Origin of the sequence: Marinobacter sp. LM1 (assembly GCF_042763285.1) — a bacterium.
GTDB lineage: Bacteria > Pseudomonadota > Gammaproteobacteria > Pseudomonadales > Oleiphilaceae > Marinobacter > Marinobacter nauticus.
The window spans coordinates 4,225,623-4,241,296 of sequence record NZ_CP114373.1 but is presented as its reverse complement, the minus strand read 5'-3'; the positions used below and the strand labels follow the sequence as shown (position 1 = coordinate 4,241,296).

Annotated in this window: 11 protein-coding genes; 8 read left to right on the top strand and 3 right to left on the bottom strand. The window is 54.9% G+C overall.

Annotated elements, in window-relative coordinates:
* Window positions 1-209 precede the first annotated feature (209 nt).
* The 4 genes from OZ656_RS19740 (at window position 210) to OZ656_RS19725 (ending at window position 5,228) form a co-directional block, all read left to right on the top strand.
* Window positions 210-2,855, top strand: coding sequence for a UvrD-helicase domain-containing protein (locus tag OZ656_RS19740; protein ID WP_379944843.1), 2,646 nt, complete (start codon window positions 210-212; stop codon window positions 2,853-2,855).
* 218 nt (window positions 2,856-3,073) lie between these two features.
* Window positions 3,074-4,030, top strand: coding sequence for a hypothetical protein (locus OZ656_RS19735; RefSeq protein WP_379944842.1), 957 nt, complete (start codon window positions 3,074-3,076; stop codon window positions 4,028-4,030).
* A 319-nt stretch (window positions 4,031-4,349) separates the two neighbouring features.
* On the top strand, window positions 4,350-4,745 hold the full coding sequence (locus tag OZ656_RS19730; RefSeq protein WP_379944840.1) for a DUF4357 domain-containing protein: 396 nt from the start codon (window positions 4,350-4,352) through the stop codon (window positions 4,743-4,745).
* A gap of 87 nt (window positions 4,746-4,832) precedes the next feature.
* Entirely contained in the window at window positions 4,833-5,228 is a 396-nt protein-coding gene (locus OZ656_RS19725) for a hypothetical protein (protein ID WP_379944839.1), read from the top strand.
* 165 nt (window positions 5,229-5,393) lie between these two features.
* Here OZ656_RS19725 and OZ656_RS19720 read toward each other — a convergent pair whose 3' ends face one another.
* Complete coding sequence (locus tag OZ656_RS19720; RefSeq protein ID WP_075196030.1) at window positions 5,394-6,719, bottom strand: IS1182 family transposase; 1,326 nt, start codon at window positions 6,717-6,719, stop codon at window positions 5,394-5,396.
* A gap of 349 nt (window positions 6,720-7,068) precedes the next feature.
* On the opposite strand from OZ656_RS19720, the gene OZ656_RS19715 reads away from it, so the two are divergent.
* The 3 genes from OZ656_RS19715 (at window position 7,069) to istB (ending at window position 10,386) form a co-directional block, all read left to right on the top strand.
* Complete coding sequence (locus tag OZ656_RS19715; RefSeq protein WP_379944838.1) at window positions 7,069-7,878, top strand: NYN domain-containing protein; 810 nt, start codon at window positions 7,069-7,071, stop codon at window positions 7,876-7,878.
* A gap of 193 nt (window positions 7,879-8,071) precedes the next feature.
* Window positions 8,072-9,616: an IS21 family transposase gene (istA, locus tag OZ656_RS19710; RefSeq protein ID WP_011784509.1), complete on the top strand. Its 1,545-nt coding sequence runs from the start codon at window positions 8,072-8,074 to the stop codon at window positions 9,614-9,616.
* Between the two features lie 14 nt (window positions 9,617-9,630).
* Window positions 9,631-10,386 (top strand): IS21-like element helper ATPase IstB, encoded by a 756-nt coding sequence (gene istB, locus OZ656_RS19705; RefSeq protein WP_011784510.1) that lies wholly within the window; start codon window positions 9,631-9,633, stop codon window positions 10,384-10,386.
* Window positions 10,387-10,991: 605 nt separating this feature from the next.
* Here istB and OZ656_RS19700 read toward each other — a convergent pair.
* A complete protein-coding gene (locus OZ656_RS19700; protein WP_379944837.1) occupies window positions 10,992-11,942 on the bottom strand; it encodes a DMT family transporter in 951 nt (316 codons plus the stop codon).
* A gap of 244 nt (window positions 11,943-12,186) precedes the next feature.
* On the opposite strand from OZ656_RS19700, the gene OZ656_RS19695 reads away from it, so the two are divergent.
* On the top strand, window positions 12,187-13,134 hold the full coding sequence (locus OZ656_RS19695; RefSeq protein ID WP_183580979.1) for a LysR family transcriptional regulator: 948 nt from the start codon (window positions 12,187-12,189) through the stop codon (window positions 13,132-13,134).
* A 28-nt stretch (window positions 13,135-13,162) separates the two neighbouring features.
* Here OZ656_RS19695 and OZ656_RS19690 read toward each other — a convergent pair whose 3' ends face one another.
* Complete coding sequence (locus tag OZ656_RS19690; RefSeq protein WP_379944836.1) at window positions 13,163-15,664, bottom strand: acyl-CoA dehydrogenase; 2,502 nt, start codon at window positions 15,662-15,664, stop codon at window positions 13,163-13,165.
* Window positions 15,665-15,674: the final 10 nt, after the last annotated feature.

Genomic DNA, 15,674 nt, shown 5'->3' with positions numbered 1-15,674 from the left:
GTCTATTTCGAATTCCTCGGAGTAGTGCTTTCCGTCCGTTGCCAAGACATGTACATTTCCTTTTTGTGTAATGCTATCAGGCATCTACCGCATCGGCGACCTGCAATTTCCAAGAAAATGCTAGGCTGCTGTCCGGTACCTCAGAAGCACCAACCTCGGTTATTCCGAAAAAAGGACAAGCTGAATATAGCGCAGAAGGAGCTTTCACAGTGATACAGAACAACAATGCGGTGCTTGCAGCAGTACCTAAGCCGCTAGAAGTCGCGACCTACAAAGATTTTGATAGAAGCGTTGTGGATTTGACACGTCGAGGTGGCAAGTTCCAGAAATCGGCAGACAAGATAAGAGCTGTGTTGGGGAGGGCATCTCTTGGTGAGGCGGGACTGTTTGATGGCCTCAAAACCACCAACTACGGCGAGAGCAGGATTGATAAGTGCGTTAAATACGATTTGGGCGGCGGAGTACGACTGATCACTATCCAAGATAGTGGTGTCGTGCTGCTATGTTATGCAGGCACTCATGATGATTGCGACCGATGGCTGAACAAAAACCGGGGCAGTACCCTTGTCACTGACAAGAGCGGTCGACTTAGCGTTAACCGAATGAGACTGGTTCGTGACCATGAAACTGCGTCTCCCTACAGTCTACCTAAACCAATTGCCGGTGAGCTTTATGAGTTAATTAAACCAACCGAATACTTCGATCGTTTGGTGGAGTCTTTGCCACGTTCTTTGCAGCGAGAAATCGAATCGATAGAAGTATCGACACCTGAGGATGAAATACTCGCCACCGCCGCTAAGATAGAGGATCCAGAGCGCTCCAATGCGGTTTTAGACGTATTTACTCTCCTTAGAGACGATCAATGCGAGGAAGCAGTGGATGCCATCCGCCTCTTCCTCGGCGAGAATAAGCCTATAGCAACTCTCACTCCCGAACAGATCGCAGAGCTAGCAGAGAGCGATAAAATTCGAAAGATCTCTGCTGACGAGCCTTACTATCCGGACGTATTGGGTCATTTTGCCCGCTACGGAAAGTACATGGACTGGATGCTTTATCTTCATCCGGACCAGAAAAATATCGTAGATCGTTCCTTCAATGGCCCTGCGAAGCTCGTTGGTGTTTCTGGGTCAGGGAAAACCTGTGTCATCGTACAGCGCGCCATCCGCCTCGCTCGTGAAAACCCAAGTGAAAAAATCCTGATTCTCACACTCAATCGACAACTCGCCCGGCTGATCCAAGATATGACAGCCGCTGCGACGACCGAAGAGGTCTCTTCTCGCATCATAGTGCGACCTTTGTTTAAGCTCTGCCAAGATCTACTGCATCGATTTGAACCAGAGAACGATCGGCTATACGACGATGTAACATGGAAAAGCCAGGAACATATTGACGAAATTTGGCGCGAGTTTTACCGATGTGAACTGAACAACCACGACGCAGAGATCTTGCTTCCTTTACATGATTCTCTTATCTCACGCGGTGTCGATGCAGAGCAGTATATCCGTGAAGAGTTTGATTGGATGCGAAGCGCTTTTTTGCCTAGCGAGCGGAAAGAATACCTAACGGTGCAGCGCAGCGGGCGCAGCTTCCCGCTAGATCAACGGTACCGTCAGCTACTAATTCAAGCCCTGGAAGCGTGGGAAAATAAAATGCACCACGTGGGCGTGACTGACTATCTGGGTTTGTCGACAGCATTATCGAAACACCTAGATAGAATCGTTCCTGAGTATCGATTTGTTCTCGTAGACGAGGCGCAAGATTTAGGAACGATTGAGTTACAATTAATTCGTCGGCTCGTTGAGCAAAATAAGGATGATCTGTTCCTCTGCGGTGATGCCGCTCAGCAGGTCCAGGCAAAACATGGCAACGCTGCTCAAGCCGGTATCGATCTACCCGGGGCTCGATCAATCAAGCTTGAGAAGAACTATCGGAACTCAAGGGAAATTCTTTCGGTAGCCCACCAGGTTCTCCTTAACAATTTGACTGAGGAGATGCTGGACTCGCCGGATTTCGAGGTACTGGACCCGGAGTACGCAAACTTCTCTGGGTCGACCCCGCTGCTGCTGTCGGCCGCCAGCCTGCCCGAGGAAATAGCATACGCCAAGGCCTACGTTGACGAGTTCATGGAGGGTGAGAGCGAGAAAAAATGCTGCATCGCGATCTGCGGTTACTCGTTGTATCAGGTTCAAGAGTTCGGCAAACGCACTGGTTTGACGGTTCTTAATGACACTGCAAATATTGGCGACGACCAGATTTATTTGTCAGATCTTGAGCACACGAAAGGTTTTGAGTTCGATCTGATGGTTATCGTCAACTGTAATGATCAGACCCTCCCCGACTTACATAAGCCCCTTAACGAGCGTTTCCGTGACCTATCCCGTTTTTATGTGGCGATGACGCGCGCCAAAAATCAGCTCGTCCTTTCCTATTCTGCGAGTCCTTCAGTTTACACTTCAGAACTTGGAGATAGAGCCCTCGAAGCTCAGTGGGAGGAATATATCGACTCGGACCAAATCGAACTGGTTGGTCAGCCTCCACGACTGACTGAGATTCGGGCGGAACACGAGCAAATAGACCAAGACATTAGTTTGCTAGATTTGAGTGGGCCTGAATTTTTGTACACCAATCATGCCATTGGTCTGGACGGTCGGTTGATAAGTAAAATACGGTCTCGAATTTCAGGGGGCAAGCGACAAAGCGTAAATGGGCGCGTTATGCCTGTGCGTTGGAACACAATAAGAGACGCCTTCAAAGACACAGACAAATTTCCGGCCAGTCGAAGACAATTTGGAGATGACGACTTGAGAGCTTTCAAATCGTTAGTCCAAAAACTTGAGGAATCCGAAATCGAGTGATTCGGGAGTAGACCTTGTCCATAGCGACCTTCTTTCCCCAACTCTGAGAGAATTGAGCTGGAAGAAGCGCCCGATTACCGCTTAACTTAGCTTTAAGGTGAACAACGATTGAAGTTCGTCTCAGGTTGTCAGATAGGTGCTTTCACTTTTTGAACACATGACCACCGTGGGCATGCGTCATGCCACATAGCTGAACGCTAGAATGTTCGGTAAAGATTATGGATATAAACCACCTCCTTGCGTTCGTCCGGCAAGAATTGAATGAGGTCTTAAAGATCTCATCGCTTGAGGATCTTGATCTGTCGTCACTGGAAAAGGGTCAGGTTGAACTGATTAAAAGAAAACTCTTGCGCATTGATCACGTCGCGAGAAAGGTGCGCAAGGAGTTAGAGGGCGAGGTAGCAAAATCAGATGTGCCGTTATTTAGCGGCTCAAAATCTCTATTGAGTTTTTTCGAGCGCGAGTACGAGCCCCGTGCGGATGTAATTCGTAATATTGCGATCTTCGGGGACGCGAAAGGAGTCACGCTTGAGGATTTGTTGGCTGAGAGCGGTTTGACCCTCGGAGATTGGTCCGGATCCTCTCAGAAATCGACTCCGATTCTTGATGCATTTGACCTCGCAACGGAGCGATTGGAGGACCTTCTTGATTATGACCCGCCAGAACATTTGGAGTATATGGCGGATGAGGAATTGGTCGCTATTAAGGAGCTTGTTTCGGCCAAATTCTTCGAGCCGGACGAGTGGCACGCGAATATGAAGGAATTAAAGCCCTTAGTCTCAAGTCGACGGTCGGATATGCTTCCACACCACGTCCGGGTGAGAATCAAGGAGATTTACCGGTCGTTCATCTTCGGAAACTGGCAAAGCGTTGCAGCCATGTCACGTGGAGTCATGGAATATGCTCTGATAGATCGCGCTAGCAGTCTTGGATACGAGGCCTATGAAGATGGTAGGTCTGGGAAAGGTCGTCCGATGAAGCTGGGGTACTTGATAGATCGTGCCGGTAAAATCCTTCCATTTGTGGCCAGCGACATGGACAAAATTCGCGAGTATGGGAATGAGGTAATGCACCCCGAGAAAACCAAGAAGATGCGTATGCTTCCTCTTTCACGAAAGCAGGCGATTGATTGTATAGACCGGGTAAAGCGAGTTTTGGAGGCTGTGTACTCCTAGTTATAAAGCTGAGAAACCTCGAATTCCTCCTGTAGCGGTAAACATGAATTTCAGATGGCGTTCATTCAAGGACCTCTGGGATGACACTGTATCCATTCCTATCCCCTCTTTGGCATCCCGCAGCACCAATGAACCGCATTGAGAGCTCTGCACTAGTGGAAGTCCGTCTGCTACATTTCGGCTCCGTTGCTATTCCGTATCCGCACATGTTGGCGGCGTCACGAATAAAAAGATCCTCCCATAGACTCAAAACTTCCTTGCTATAAATGCTATAAAAGCTACTATAAATACTATTATAGCTGAGTTCAGGGGCTGAGTCATGGCAACTATCGAAGTTGATTTTGAAGTCTTCAAAGAGCTAACGGTTCGCCGAGAGTCTGAATCGATGACCGAAAATGACGTAATTCGGCTGCTCCTTGGGCTTGACGATCAAGCATCGAAGCCTACAGCAGGTAACGAAACGACAGGCGGAAACCCATGGGTATGTAAGGGTGTTGCCTTTCCTCATGGTACCGAATTTCGCGCAACTTATAAGGGTCAGATGTATGCCGGGCTTGTAGCCAAGGGTGCTCTTGTAGTTCAGGGCAAGCGGTTTACTTCACCATCGTCTGCTGCCGTTTCAATCACGGGCAATCCTGTGAATGGCTGGAGGTTTTGGGAGTGTTTGCTTCCAGGGGAGAAGCACTGGAAGGTTATTGCAGAGCTGCGGAACTAAACATGCCTAGCCAAGCGCGTGATCAGGATGGAGCAAAGGGCCATCCATTTACTCAGCGTTTTACGGTGCGAAAGATTGGAGCAAGTCATGAAATCTGATGGTGTATCGGCTGCATTCTCTTTAATACTAGAGGAAATTCAGGCTGTTGAATCCCAATTAAATCAGGAGGGTTCTGCTGCTTTTAACAAAAGCCAATATGACGACGCTGAAGCTATCAGTAGCGCAGGAAAAAAACTTAAAGAATTTCGGTCTAAACTCGAAAAATTGCAGAGCGAATGGAGCTCTGGAATCGATATAAAAACCCGTGAAAGAGTAAAGATCGAGCCCGGATATTCGATAAGGCCGCACTCTAAATCTGCTCGGACAGGTATCAAAGTCACGTTGGCCAACGGGGCTGTAATTCAGAGAGAGACTGCTGCTCAGACGATGGCTGAAACTATCGAGTATTTTGGGCTAGGAGTCTGCGCGGCAGAAGTATTTTGAGCAAGTGACCCCGCCGCGTCGAATCACAGTTCGGCCCGAGAACGTATCCACAATATCCAGCCGAATAGAGTCTCGATTCTCTCTATTCAGTCAGTCAAGACGGTTATCAGCGAATGCGTTATCGTAGTCCGATCACTCAGTACGCCCAAGGATCCCTCGGACCCTCTATTTCAGCCTCATCAGTGAACTCATCCGCCTGAGATTAAGCGACAGACAGACCAGATCCCATTCACCCTGCACGGCGTGAAGGCCCCGCAGACTGAACTGTCGGAAGCCCAGAACATGCTTGATCCAGCCGTTGACCGCCTCAACCAGATGCTTGCGCTGAGCGTAAACCGATCGCCCGGTTGCCGTGGCCAGCTTCCCGGCCATCCGGGCGCTGGCCGGATAACGGCTCGCGTCTATCTCTGAACTCTTCTTGCCCTCCCGACGCAGCGAGACATAGCCGTCGATGCTTTTGTCTTCCAGGGTCTGTAGATCTTCTTCTTTACGGTAACCCGCGTCAGCCAGACACTGATCCGGATAGGTTTCCAGAGTGTCTTTTGCCTGATCCAGCAGTGGTATCAGACAGCCATTGTCACTGGGATTATTGCCCAGGTGGTTGGCGACAATCAGCTGGAATTCACCATCCACGGCCAACTGGCCGTTGTAGCATTGCTGGAACCCGTCCGCCGTTTTCATAATCCGGCTTTGCGGATCGGTAAAATTGCTCTGATCCTTGTCATCCGGAACCCCGTAATCCCGCTTGAAGTTCGGGCCCCCGCGAGGTGAGCGCCGATCATCGTCCGGGGACCGACCCCGAGCCTTGTCCCGCTCTTTCTGGTCTGCTTCCAATTTCTCTTTGGCAGCACGAATCTTTTCCAGCCGCGCCTGCCGGTACTGAAGCTCTTCAGGCAGTTCATCACCCCGGTTATCCGGGCCGAACTGTCGGTCTTCCGACTGGTCTGTCTGACGTGCCTGACGACAAAGTGCATCGATCTCTTTCGATAAACGATCGCCTTCCTCGCCCATGCGGCCATAGCTCATGGCCTTATGCTTGCTGGCATTAGCCCGAACCTTGGTGCCATCAATCGCCAGTGTTCCCAGCGTGATCAGCTCCGCTTCCCGGGCAATCCGGACCACCTGAATAAACACGGCCTTGAAGGCAACCAAATGGTGTTTGCGGAAATCACAGATCGTGCGATGCCTGGGGAAGTTGCCTGCCGCCAGAACCCGGAAGGCCACGTCTTCTTCCAGCTTCCGGGCGATCTTGCGTGAAGAGAAAACGCCGGTGGCGTAGGCGTAGATCAAAATCTTCAGCATCATTCGTGGATCGAAGGGCGAGTTGCGTCGGCCGTTGCCCTCGTAGCGGGCATAAAACGCACTTAAATCCAACTCCTCGACGACATCACTGACAAAATAGGCCAGATGCCCCTCAGGCAGCCACTCGTTCAGGCTCGGGGGAAGAAGCAGTTCCTGGCCAGGCGAATACGGGCGGAAAGTGGTTCCCATCAGTCATCCTGTTGCTGAAGAATTTTGATCTATTGTGCCAGAATGTAGCTTCTGCCGCGCAGACTCCTAGAGAACGTTCGTTCTTTGAGACTTACAGTGAGCGGAGTCGATCTGGTATCGACATCGAAGCATCCAAAATATGGGCAAGTTCAAGTCGGTAAATTTTTTGTCTGTACTCACAGCAACACCAAAAGCAAGAAGAATTTGCTGGAGGATCTGTCAATAAAGCTCAATCGACCACTCAAAGTTGAGATTATTGGGTAATAACCCATAGCCAGTCGCCGTTATCAATGCGTGTCCACTGCATTGGGGCTGGTTATATCTACTGATCGGGACAAGGAGAGAGTGTTTGGAAAAGTCCAAAATTGCGGTTTTCATCGATGTTGAAAACCTGACGCAGTGGGTGAAGGACGATGGCACTGAGCGGTTGATGGCAGATATTAGTGCTATTGGTCAGGTGATTGTCAGACGCGCGTATGGAGTTTGGAGTAAGCCAGGTATCTCCAATTTCCAAGCCCCTTTGAATCGACTAGGGTTCGAACTCATCCACAGTTTTCATCCCGTAAGCGGTAAAAACTCGGCTGATATCCAGCTGACCGTTGATGTCATGGAGCATGCGTTGCGGCTAGCTGATGTTGATTGGTTTGTGCTTGCAACGGGGGACTCTGACTTCTCACCGCTATTTCGTCGCCTAAGGGAAATGGGAAAGGAAGTAATCGGGGTTGGCCCTCGTTCACCATTGAGTGAGAGTGTGAAATCGTCCTGCTCTCGTTACATCCATACAGATCCTGTTTCAACCAACACAAGAGAGCTTGAGTTCGATGATGCAGCTGAGATCGTAGAATCCATCTTGGCTGCAAGTACAGAACCCCTACCGCTGAATGTACTGAAACAAGGTGTCCTCAACGTCAATAGCGCATTCAGTGAGAAGGACATGGGCTTCGGTTCTTTTTCCACGTTTTTGAAGGCCATAGATACAGTGGCCCTTAAAATGTCGCCTGGCAGCAACACTATTTGGTTGGCAGAGCTGATCACGACAGATAGCCCCCGTCATCCTAACGCTGATTTGAAGCCTGGAAGCCGAGAGAGTTATCAAGCTCTGTTACGCAAGAAAAAGTGGTGCATATTCCGGCCCATCGTGACCGCCCATTCCGTTTGAACGTGACCGCCTGTTCCGGATGATCGTGACCGCTCATTCCGTTTTATCGTGACCGATTTCGGGTAGTTTTCCGGAATCGCCGGTCACGATGCCGGAATCATCGGTCACGTTCCTCCGGAATCCCTTCCAACACGCTGGAATTCTTCAACTTTATCCGGCATACCCCTTCCTTTTTCATCACGAGGAAGGGCGGATGCCGGCAGCGAGGATTTCCATGCGACAAATCATCGAGGTCTTGCGCCTCAAGTACGAAGCGGGCCTGAGCCATGAGCGCATTGCCCGCGCCTGTGGCCTCTCCAAGGGCGTAGTCGGTAAATACGTCAGCCTGGCCACCGCTCAGGGCATCACCTGGCCGTTGCCAGAAGGCACGGACGAAGCTCGGCTGGAAGCCCAGCTGTTCCCGGCCAAGACGCCGCCTGCACGCTTTGCCGAGCCCGACTACTTTCAGGTCCATCAGGAGCTGAAGACCAAAGGCGTCACCCTGCAACTGCTCTGGGCTGAGTACGTGGAACGTCACGGCGACAAGGCCCGCCGGTACAGCCAGTTCTGCCATCACTACCGGCTCTGGCAAGGCCGTCAGCGGCGCAGCATGCGCCAGGTCCACCGGGCCGGTGAGAAGATCTTTATCGACTACTGCGGCCCCACGGTTCCGGTGGTGGATCGCAGCACTGGTGAGATGCGCAAGGCTCAGGTCTTTGTCGCTGTGCTGGGCGCCTCCAGCTACACCTTCGCCGAGGCCACGTGGAGCCAGTCTCTACCGGACTGGATCGCCTCCCACCAGCGGATGCTGGCGTTCTACGGTGGCGTGCCGGAACTGCTGGTTCCGGACAACCTCAAGGCAGCAGTCACCAAGGCGGACCGATACACGCCTCAGATCAACGAGACCTACGCGGAACTGGCGGCCCATTACCAGACGGCGGTACTGCCGGCACGTCCCTACAAGCCCAAGGACAAGGCGAAGGCCGAAGCCGCTGTGCTGCTGGTTGAACGCTGGATCCTGGCCCGGTTACGACACCGGACGTTCTTCTCACTGGCCGAACTGAACTCGGCGATTGCAGACCTGCTACCAGCACTGAACCAGCGCCCGTTCCAGGGGCGCTCCGAGAGCCGCCAGAGTCTGTTCGAGGCACTGGACCGACCCGCACTCAGGCCACTGCCTGCCACGCCCTATGTCTATGCTGAGTGGCGCAAGGCACGACCGGGTATCGACTACCACATCGAGATCGACAAACGCCTGTACAGCGTGCCTCACGCCCTGGTGGGGGTGAAGCTGGATGTTCGGGTGACCGATACGTCCGTTGAGGTCATGCACAAAGGCCAGCGGGTGGCTCTGCACCCACGGCATGGCAAAAGCCGCTTCGTGACCCTGACCGAGCACATGCCCAAGTCCCACCAGGCCCATCAGAACTGGTCTCCCGGGCGGTTCCTGAACTGGGCCACGGACATCGGGCCGGCCACACTCGACGTGGTACAGCGACAGCTTAAGGATCGCCCTCATCCAGAGCATGGTTACCGAGCATGCCTGGGTCTGCTGAACCTCAGTCGCCGCTACAGCCGTGACCGCCTGGAGCAGGCTTGTAGCCGAGCACTGGCCATCAACTCGGCCAGCTATCAGAGCATCAGCTCAATCCTGAAGCAGGGGCTGGATCAACTGCCTCTTCCCCTGACCGAGGAAGATCCGGAGCTGGCCGATCTGCCCTTACACACCAACGTTCGCGGCCCCCGCTACTACCACTGATCCCGGAGAAACTGATGTTGACTCAAAACACCCTCGATACCCTGCGACAGCTCAAGCTGACAGGCATGTGCGATGCCTTGGAACAACAGCGGGCTCAGCCCGACACCCACGACCTGGCGTTCGAGGAGCGCTTGGCCCTGCTGGTAGATCGCGAAGTGCTGCACCGTGAAAACCGGCGATTGGAGCGGCTGCTCAAGGCCGCCCGTCTGCGTGTGCCGGCCTGTATTGAAGACATCGACTACCACCACCCGAGAGGGCTGGAGCGTTCTCGCATGGCCGGACTGGCCAGCTGTGACTGGATCCGCCAATCCCTGAACCTGTGCATTACCGGTCCCACCGGGTGCGGTAAGACCTGGCTGGCGTGTGCCCTGGGCAATCAGGCCTGCCGGCAAGGCCTCTCAGTTCGCTACCTACGGGTACCGCGCCTGTTCGAACAGCTGCGCATCGCCCATGGCGATGGCAGCTATGCCCGACTGATGAACCAGTTGCTAAAAACCGACCTGCTGATCCTGGATGACTGGGGGATGCAGAAGGTGACAGCGCAACAACGGCAAGATCTGATGGAGGTGATCGAAGACCGACATGGGAGAGGCTCAACGCTCATCGCCAGTCAGCTACCCACGGAACACTGGCACGACTATATCGGTTCCGCCACGCTCGCCGACGCCATCTTGGACCGGCTCCTGCACGGCGCTCACCGGCTTAATCTGAAGGGGGAATCACTGCGAAAAGCGAAAACACAAAAGACGGAATCGGTTGACCCATCGTGACCGCTCAGAGTACAAAACCGACTCCAGCGTGATGGCCGTGTGCAAATCGGTCACGATGCCCGGAATGACCGGTCACGTTCGCCGGAATACGCAAGTGGGTCACGGTACCTAGAGAGTTGCTTAGGCTTGTTGGTGATACGCTTAGAGATTTACCTCCCCTCGAAAAGCAGGAATTGATCGAGGAACTAATCGTACGCATAGCATCGGTGCGAAAGGACGTTACGGCAGCAGATATCCGAAAGGCCATTGTCCTGCTTTATAAGGCTCAGATGTTCGAGCTGATTGACGACACTCAACACGATAGCCGTTTGCTGAAGCTAAAGTCTGAACATGACCATATGAAAGAAGTGGATATGGCATTTATCCGCAGATTGAGGTCTGCGTGTACCGAGAACAATGTTGCGTTTGAGCCCTCCATTATCCGAAATCTACTTTTTACCCAACCAGCAATGCCGGATCTATCTACGATGTTAAGGGCTGTTGAATCGGAAGAGGTTGTTTGAATATTGACACCGCCGCCGAATGTGGCTGAGCAGGCCTACCTGAATACTCATAAGACGGTGCCTAAATTACTTGACCACTACGAAAATGAGGGTATTACACCCTCACACCTTTGCCATCGAGGCCTGTCTTCGGGCGGAAGAACGGCTAACCCGTTGATCTGTCTCCCCGGCGGTCTCCCGCTCCGCCGGGTTGAATCCCCGGGCGGGTGACCGCTTCCGGTGCCGCAGGCCAATCAGTACCAGCGGCACGACGATCATCAGGCTGCCCGCCAGGAACCACAGGTCAGGTACCTCACCAAACCAGATCCAGCCAATGGCGACCGCCCAGATCAGCCCGGTGTATTCGGCGCTGGTGACCTGGTTGGCATCTACCTGCCGGTAGGCCAGCAACACGGTGATGTTGTAGCCCAGAATGAACAGGGCGGAACCGGCGGCGCTGATCAGGATTTGCGGGTTCCAGGGCGCGCCTTCCCAGAGTGCCAGGGCGGCGGCTGCCGGGACGATGAGCAGGTAGTTCAGAAACAGTTTGTGGACGGTGGTTTGCTCCTTGGGTAGCTGGCGCACCATGACGGCGTTGATGGCCAGCGCGAAGGCGGAGCCGAGGGCGGCGATGACGGCCCAGTTGAAGTCCACCGGTCGCAGGATGACGATGATGCCGGCAAAGCCGCTGAACACAGCAGTCACACTGAGCGGCGTCAGTTTTTCGCTGAAGAATACGGCGGACAGTACCATCACCAGGATGGGCGCGGCGTAGAACAGGGCGTTGGCGGTGGCCAGTGGCAGGTTGGTCAGTGCCACCACCATGCAGACGATGCCGACCAGATGGATGTGCGCGCGGATGGCGTGGACTTTCAGGCCGCCGAAGAGGTTGTTGCGGTCCAGTTTGCGGGCGAGCGGGAGCAGGAACGCCAGGGTGAGGACGCAGCGCAGGAAGGCGAACTGGAAGACGGGGGCGCCGGGGTCCAGGAGCTTGATGAAGACGTCTGAGAGTATGGCCATGGCGTTGCCGATGACCAGCAGCAGAATGGCGCTGTTGACGGTTTTGCCTGACACTGTGGTGCTCCTTTTCCTGAAATCCGCTAACTTGAGTGAACGGGCATGTCGGCGGACTTGCTTCCGAAAACCGCTGCTAGTACATCCCTGTACGCTTGTCTCCGCCATCCATGGCTACGAATATTTTCGGAAGCAAGTCCGCCGACACACCCCCTGACCTTGGATGTGGATTCTAGGCGTGCTTAACTATCCGATAAAATGATCAATATTCCCCATTCATTAGAAAATTAGATAACAAGAAACGATGAGACTCCCACCTCTAAAAGCTCTCCCAGTATTTGAAGCCGCCGCCCGGCTGAACAGTTTTTCAGCGGCCTCGGAAGAACTGGCCATCACCCAGAGCGCGGTCAGCCACCAGATCAAACAGCTGGAAACCTATCTGGGCGAGCGGTTGTTCTGGCGCTCCGGTCGTCGCGTGACGTTGACCGATGAGGGGCGGCAGTATTTCGATGCCATTGGTTCGGCTCTGCTTCAGATTGAGCGGGCCAGTGAGCAGTTGCTGGGGCATGAGGAGAGTCGATTGCGGTTGTCGGTGTTCAGTTCGTTCGCCGTGCGCTGGCTGGTGCCCCGGTTGCCGGATTTGCAGCGGCTGCATCCGCAGATTGATCTGGCGCTGGAGATGAGTAGCGAGAACCCGGTGTTGTCGGATCGGGTGGCGGATTGTTTCATCACCATTCACCGGGATTCCCGGGCCTACAGTTACGATTTGCTGTATGAGGAGCGACTGTTTCCGGTCTGTAGTCAGGATTACTGGCAGCGTATGCGCCGGGAGCTGGGCCGGGATGTGGAGCCGGAGCGGCGGGATGAGCAACCGGTGTCGCCGGGTGAGATGGCGGGGTTTCCGCTGCTATCCACTCACAGCATTTTCGACCGACCGGCCGGAGACTGGGAGGCCTGGTACAGCGCGGTAGGTGAATTGATGCCCACGGGCACTCGCGTGCAGCACTTCAGCCATATGCTGTTGGCACTTGAGGCGGCGCGGTTTCATCAGGGCATTGCCCTGACCAATGACTACATGCTGAGTACCCGGAAGGATTCTGAAGATTTCGTGCGGTTGCCGACGCATTCGGTGGTGACCGGCGACAAATTTTACTTTGCCTGGAAGACCAGCCGCCGGCGGGAGCGCGGGATTCAGACGCTGCGCCGGTGGTTGGTGGATGAGGCGATTCGGGGTGGCTTGAGGGGCGAGTGACCGCCCCTCAATGAGAGGGTAGCTAAGCTCAGCCTTTGGACGGCCGCTCCACCACCTTGCGCTTGCCTTTGGCGCTTTTGGCGAGGGATTTCAATCCGTCGGCATCAAAGGCGTCTACGCGGATGACGTCATAGAGTGCCGTCAGGGCTTCTTCCAGTTTCGGGCACTCCTCTGCTTTGACAATGCCCTGGGCACAGGCCCAGTCCACCAGTTCCTTGCGCTGGTGGCCCATCAGCAGGGCGATGCCATCCACTTCGTCTTCGTCCCGGCTGCGGATCGCTTCGTGCAGTTTGTGGCGGGATTCCTCGGTTTCGTTTGCCAGTCGATAGGCGTTGAGTACACGTCCGAGCGAATCGCTGGGATCGGCATTGATGTAGGTGCCCCGGCTGATGCGCTGGCGAACAGGCGTGTCGTTCACGATGGTAGCGGCCACTTTGGCACCGAGCTTGTCATCCGGGCCGTTCAGGCCGGTGGCGCCGAGAGGGAAGACCATCAGCCGCAGCGGCCAGCGCAGGGCGGGTACCGGGAAGTTTATGATGGCTTCACGCATGGAGTCCTGCAGGTCGTGCAGGCAGGTTTGCAGGCACCATTCCACCAGATCCCGTTGGTCGTCCGGATAGCCTTCTTCATGCCATTGCTTGATCACGGCGGTGGCGTAGTAAAGCTGTACGAGACAGTCGGCCATGCGGCCAGACAGCCGCTGGCGGGCTTTCAGGCCGCCACCGACGGTGAGCAGGGTCACGTCGGTCATCAGGGCAAAGGCTGCCGAGAAACGGCCTAGCTGGCGGTAGTATTTCTGGATGTCACCCTGGCGGGGTGCGCTTTCCAGCCAGCCTTTACTCAAGCCCAGAACGAATGCACGCAGGGCATTGCGGGTAGTGTGGGCCAGGTGGCGGTAGAAGATGCCGTCGAACTTTTTCGCGGCTTTATCCTGGTCTTCCATGCCCGCCGCTTCGATTTCCTCAACAATAAAGGGGTGGCAGCGGATGGCGCCCTGGCCGAAGACCATCAGGCTGCGGGTCAGGATGTTGGCGCCTTCCACGGTAATGCCGATAGGCACGGCCTGGTAGGCCCGTGCCAGGAAGTTGCGGGGGCCGGTGATCACGCCCCGGCCGGCGACCACGTCCATGGCGTGGTTGATCACTTCCCGCATCAGGTCTGTGTTGCGGTATTTCAGCACCGCGGAAGGTACCGACGGGCGAACGCCCCGGTCCAGCATACCGGCGGTCAGCAGGCGGGCTGCATCCATCATATAGGTGTAGCCGGCAATGGGTTCCAGGGCTTCCTGTACGCCTTCAAACTGACTGATGGAGCGGCCGAACTGCTCCCGGGTGTAGGCGTAGGAACCGGTCGCCAGGCTGGCCAGTTTGCCGGCACCGGTGCCCAGAGCGGGCAGGGAGATGGAGCGGCCGATGGACAGGCATTCCAGCAACATTTTCCAGCCCTTGCCGAGCATGTCCTGGCCGCCAATTACCTGTTCCATGGGGATGAAAACTTCGGTGCCCCAGGTGGGGCCGTTCATGAAGACCGTGTTCATCGGCAGGTGGCGGGCACCGGCATTTACGCCGTCGGTATCCCGCGGCACCATTACACAGGTGACACCGATCTCGTCCTGCTCGCCAAGCAGGTGCTCGGGGTCGTAAACCTTGATGGCGAGGCCAATCAGCGTAGCGACCGGCGCCAGGGTGATGTAGCGCTTGTTCCAGGTCACTTTCAGGCCCAGCACTTCCTTGCCGTTCCATTCGCCCTTGCAGACGATGCCTTTGTCCGGAATCGCGCCAGCATCGGAGCCGGCGACCGGAGAGGTCAGGGCAAAGCAGGGGATTTCTTCACCCCCGGCCAGGCGAGGCAGGTAGTGCTGTTTCTGCTTGTCGGTACCATAGTGCATCAGCAGCTCGCCGGGACCGAGGGAGTTGGGCACCATCACGGTCACCGCCGCAGACACGCTGCGGGTGGAGATCTTCATGACGATTTCGGAATGGGCGGTGTTGGAAAAACCCAGGCCGCCGTCTTCTTTGGGAATCACCAGTCCAAAGAAGCCCTTGCTGCGAATGAACTTCCACACTTTGTCCGGCAGATCGTAGTCTTCGTGGGTGATCTGCCAGTCGTCCAGCATCTTGCACAGTTCTTCCACCGGGCCATCAAGAAACGCCTGTTCTTCACTGGTCAGATGAGCGGGCGCGGCATCCAGCAGCTTGTTCCACTCAGGTTGGCCGGAAAACAGTTCGCCGTCCCAGTCAACGGAGCCGGAGTTGAGGGCTTCCTGTTCGGTGGGAGACAGTTTTGGTAAGCGACTGCGAACCCAGCCCAGCAGTGGCCGGCTGAGCTTATCCAGGCGCAGGTCGCCAGGGAGGGTTACGATCAGTGCCAAAGCCAGCAGGATGCCGCCGATCAGAAAACTCAGAATGTGCCAGTCGTCCTGGGCGACACCAATCAGGGTAGCGACGGACATGATGAGGGCGGCGGTTTTGCCACCGATACTGAAGTAAATCAGTACCAGGGCACTGAGAACGAGGAGCAGAACGCTCATGGGCAGACCT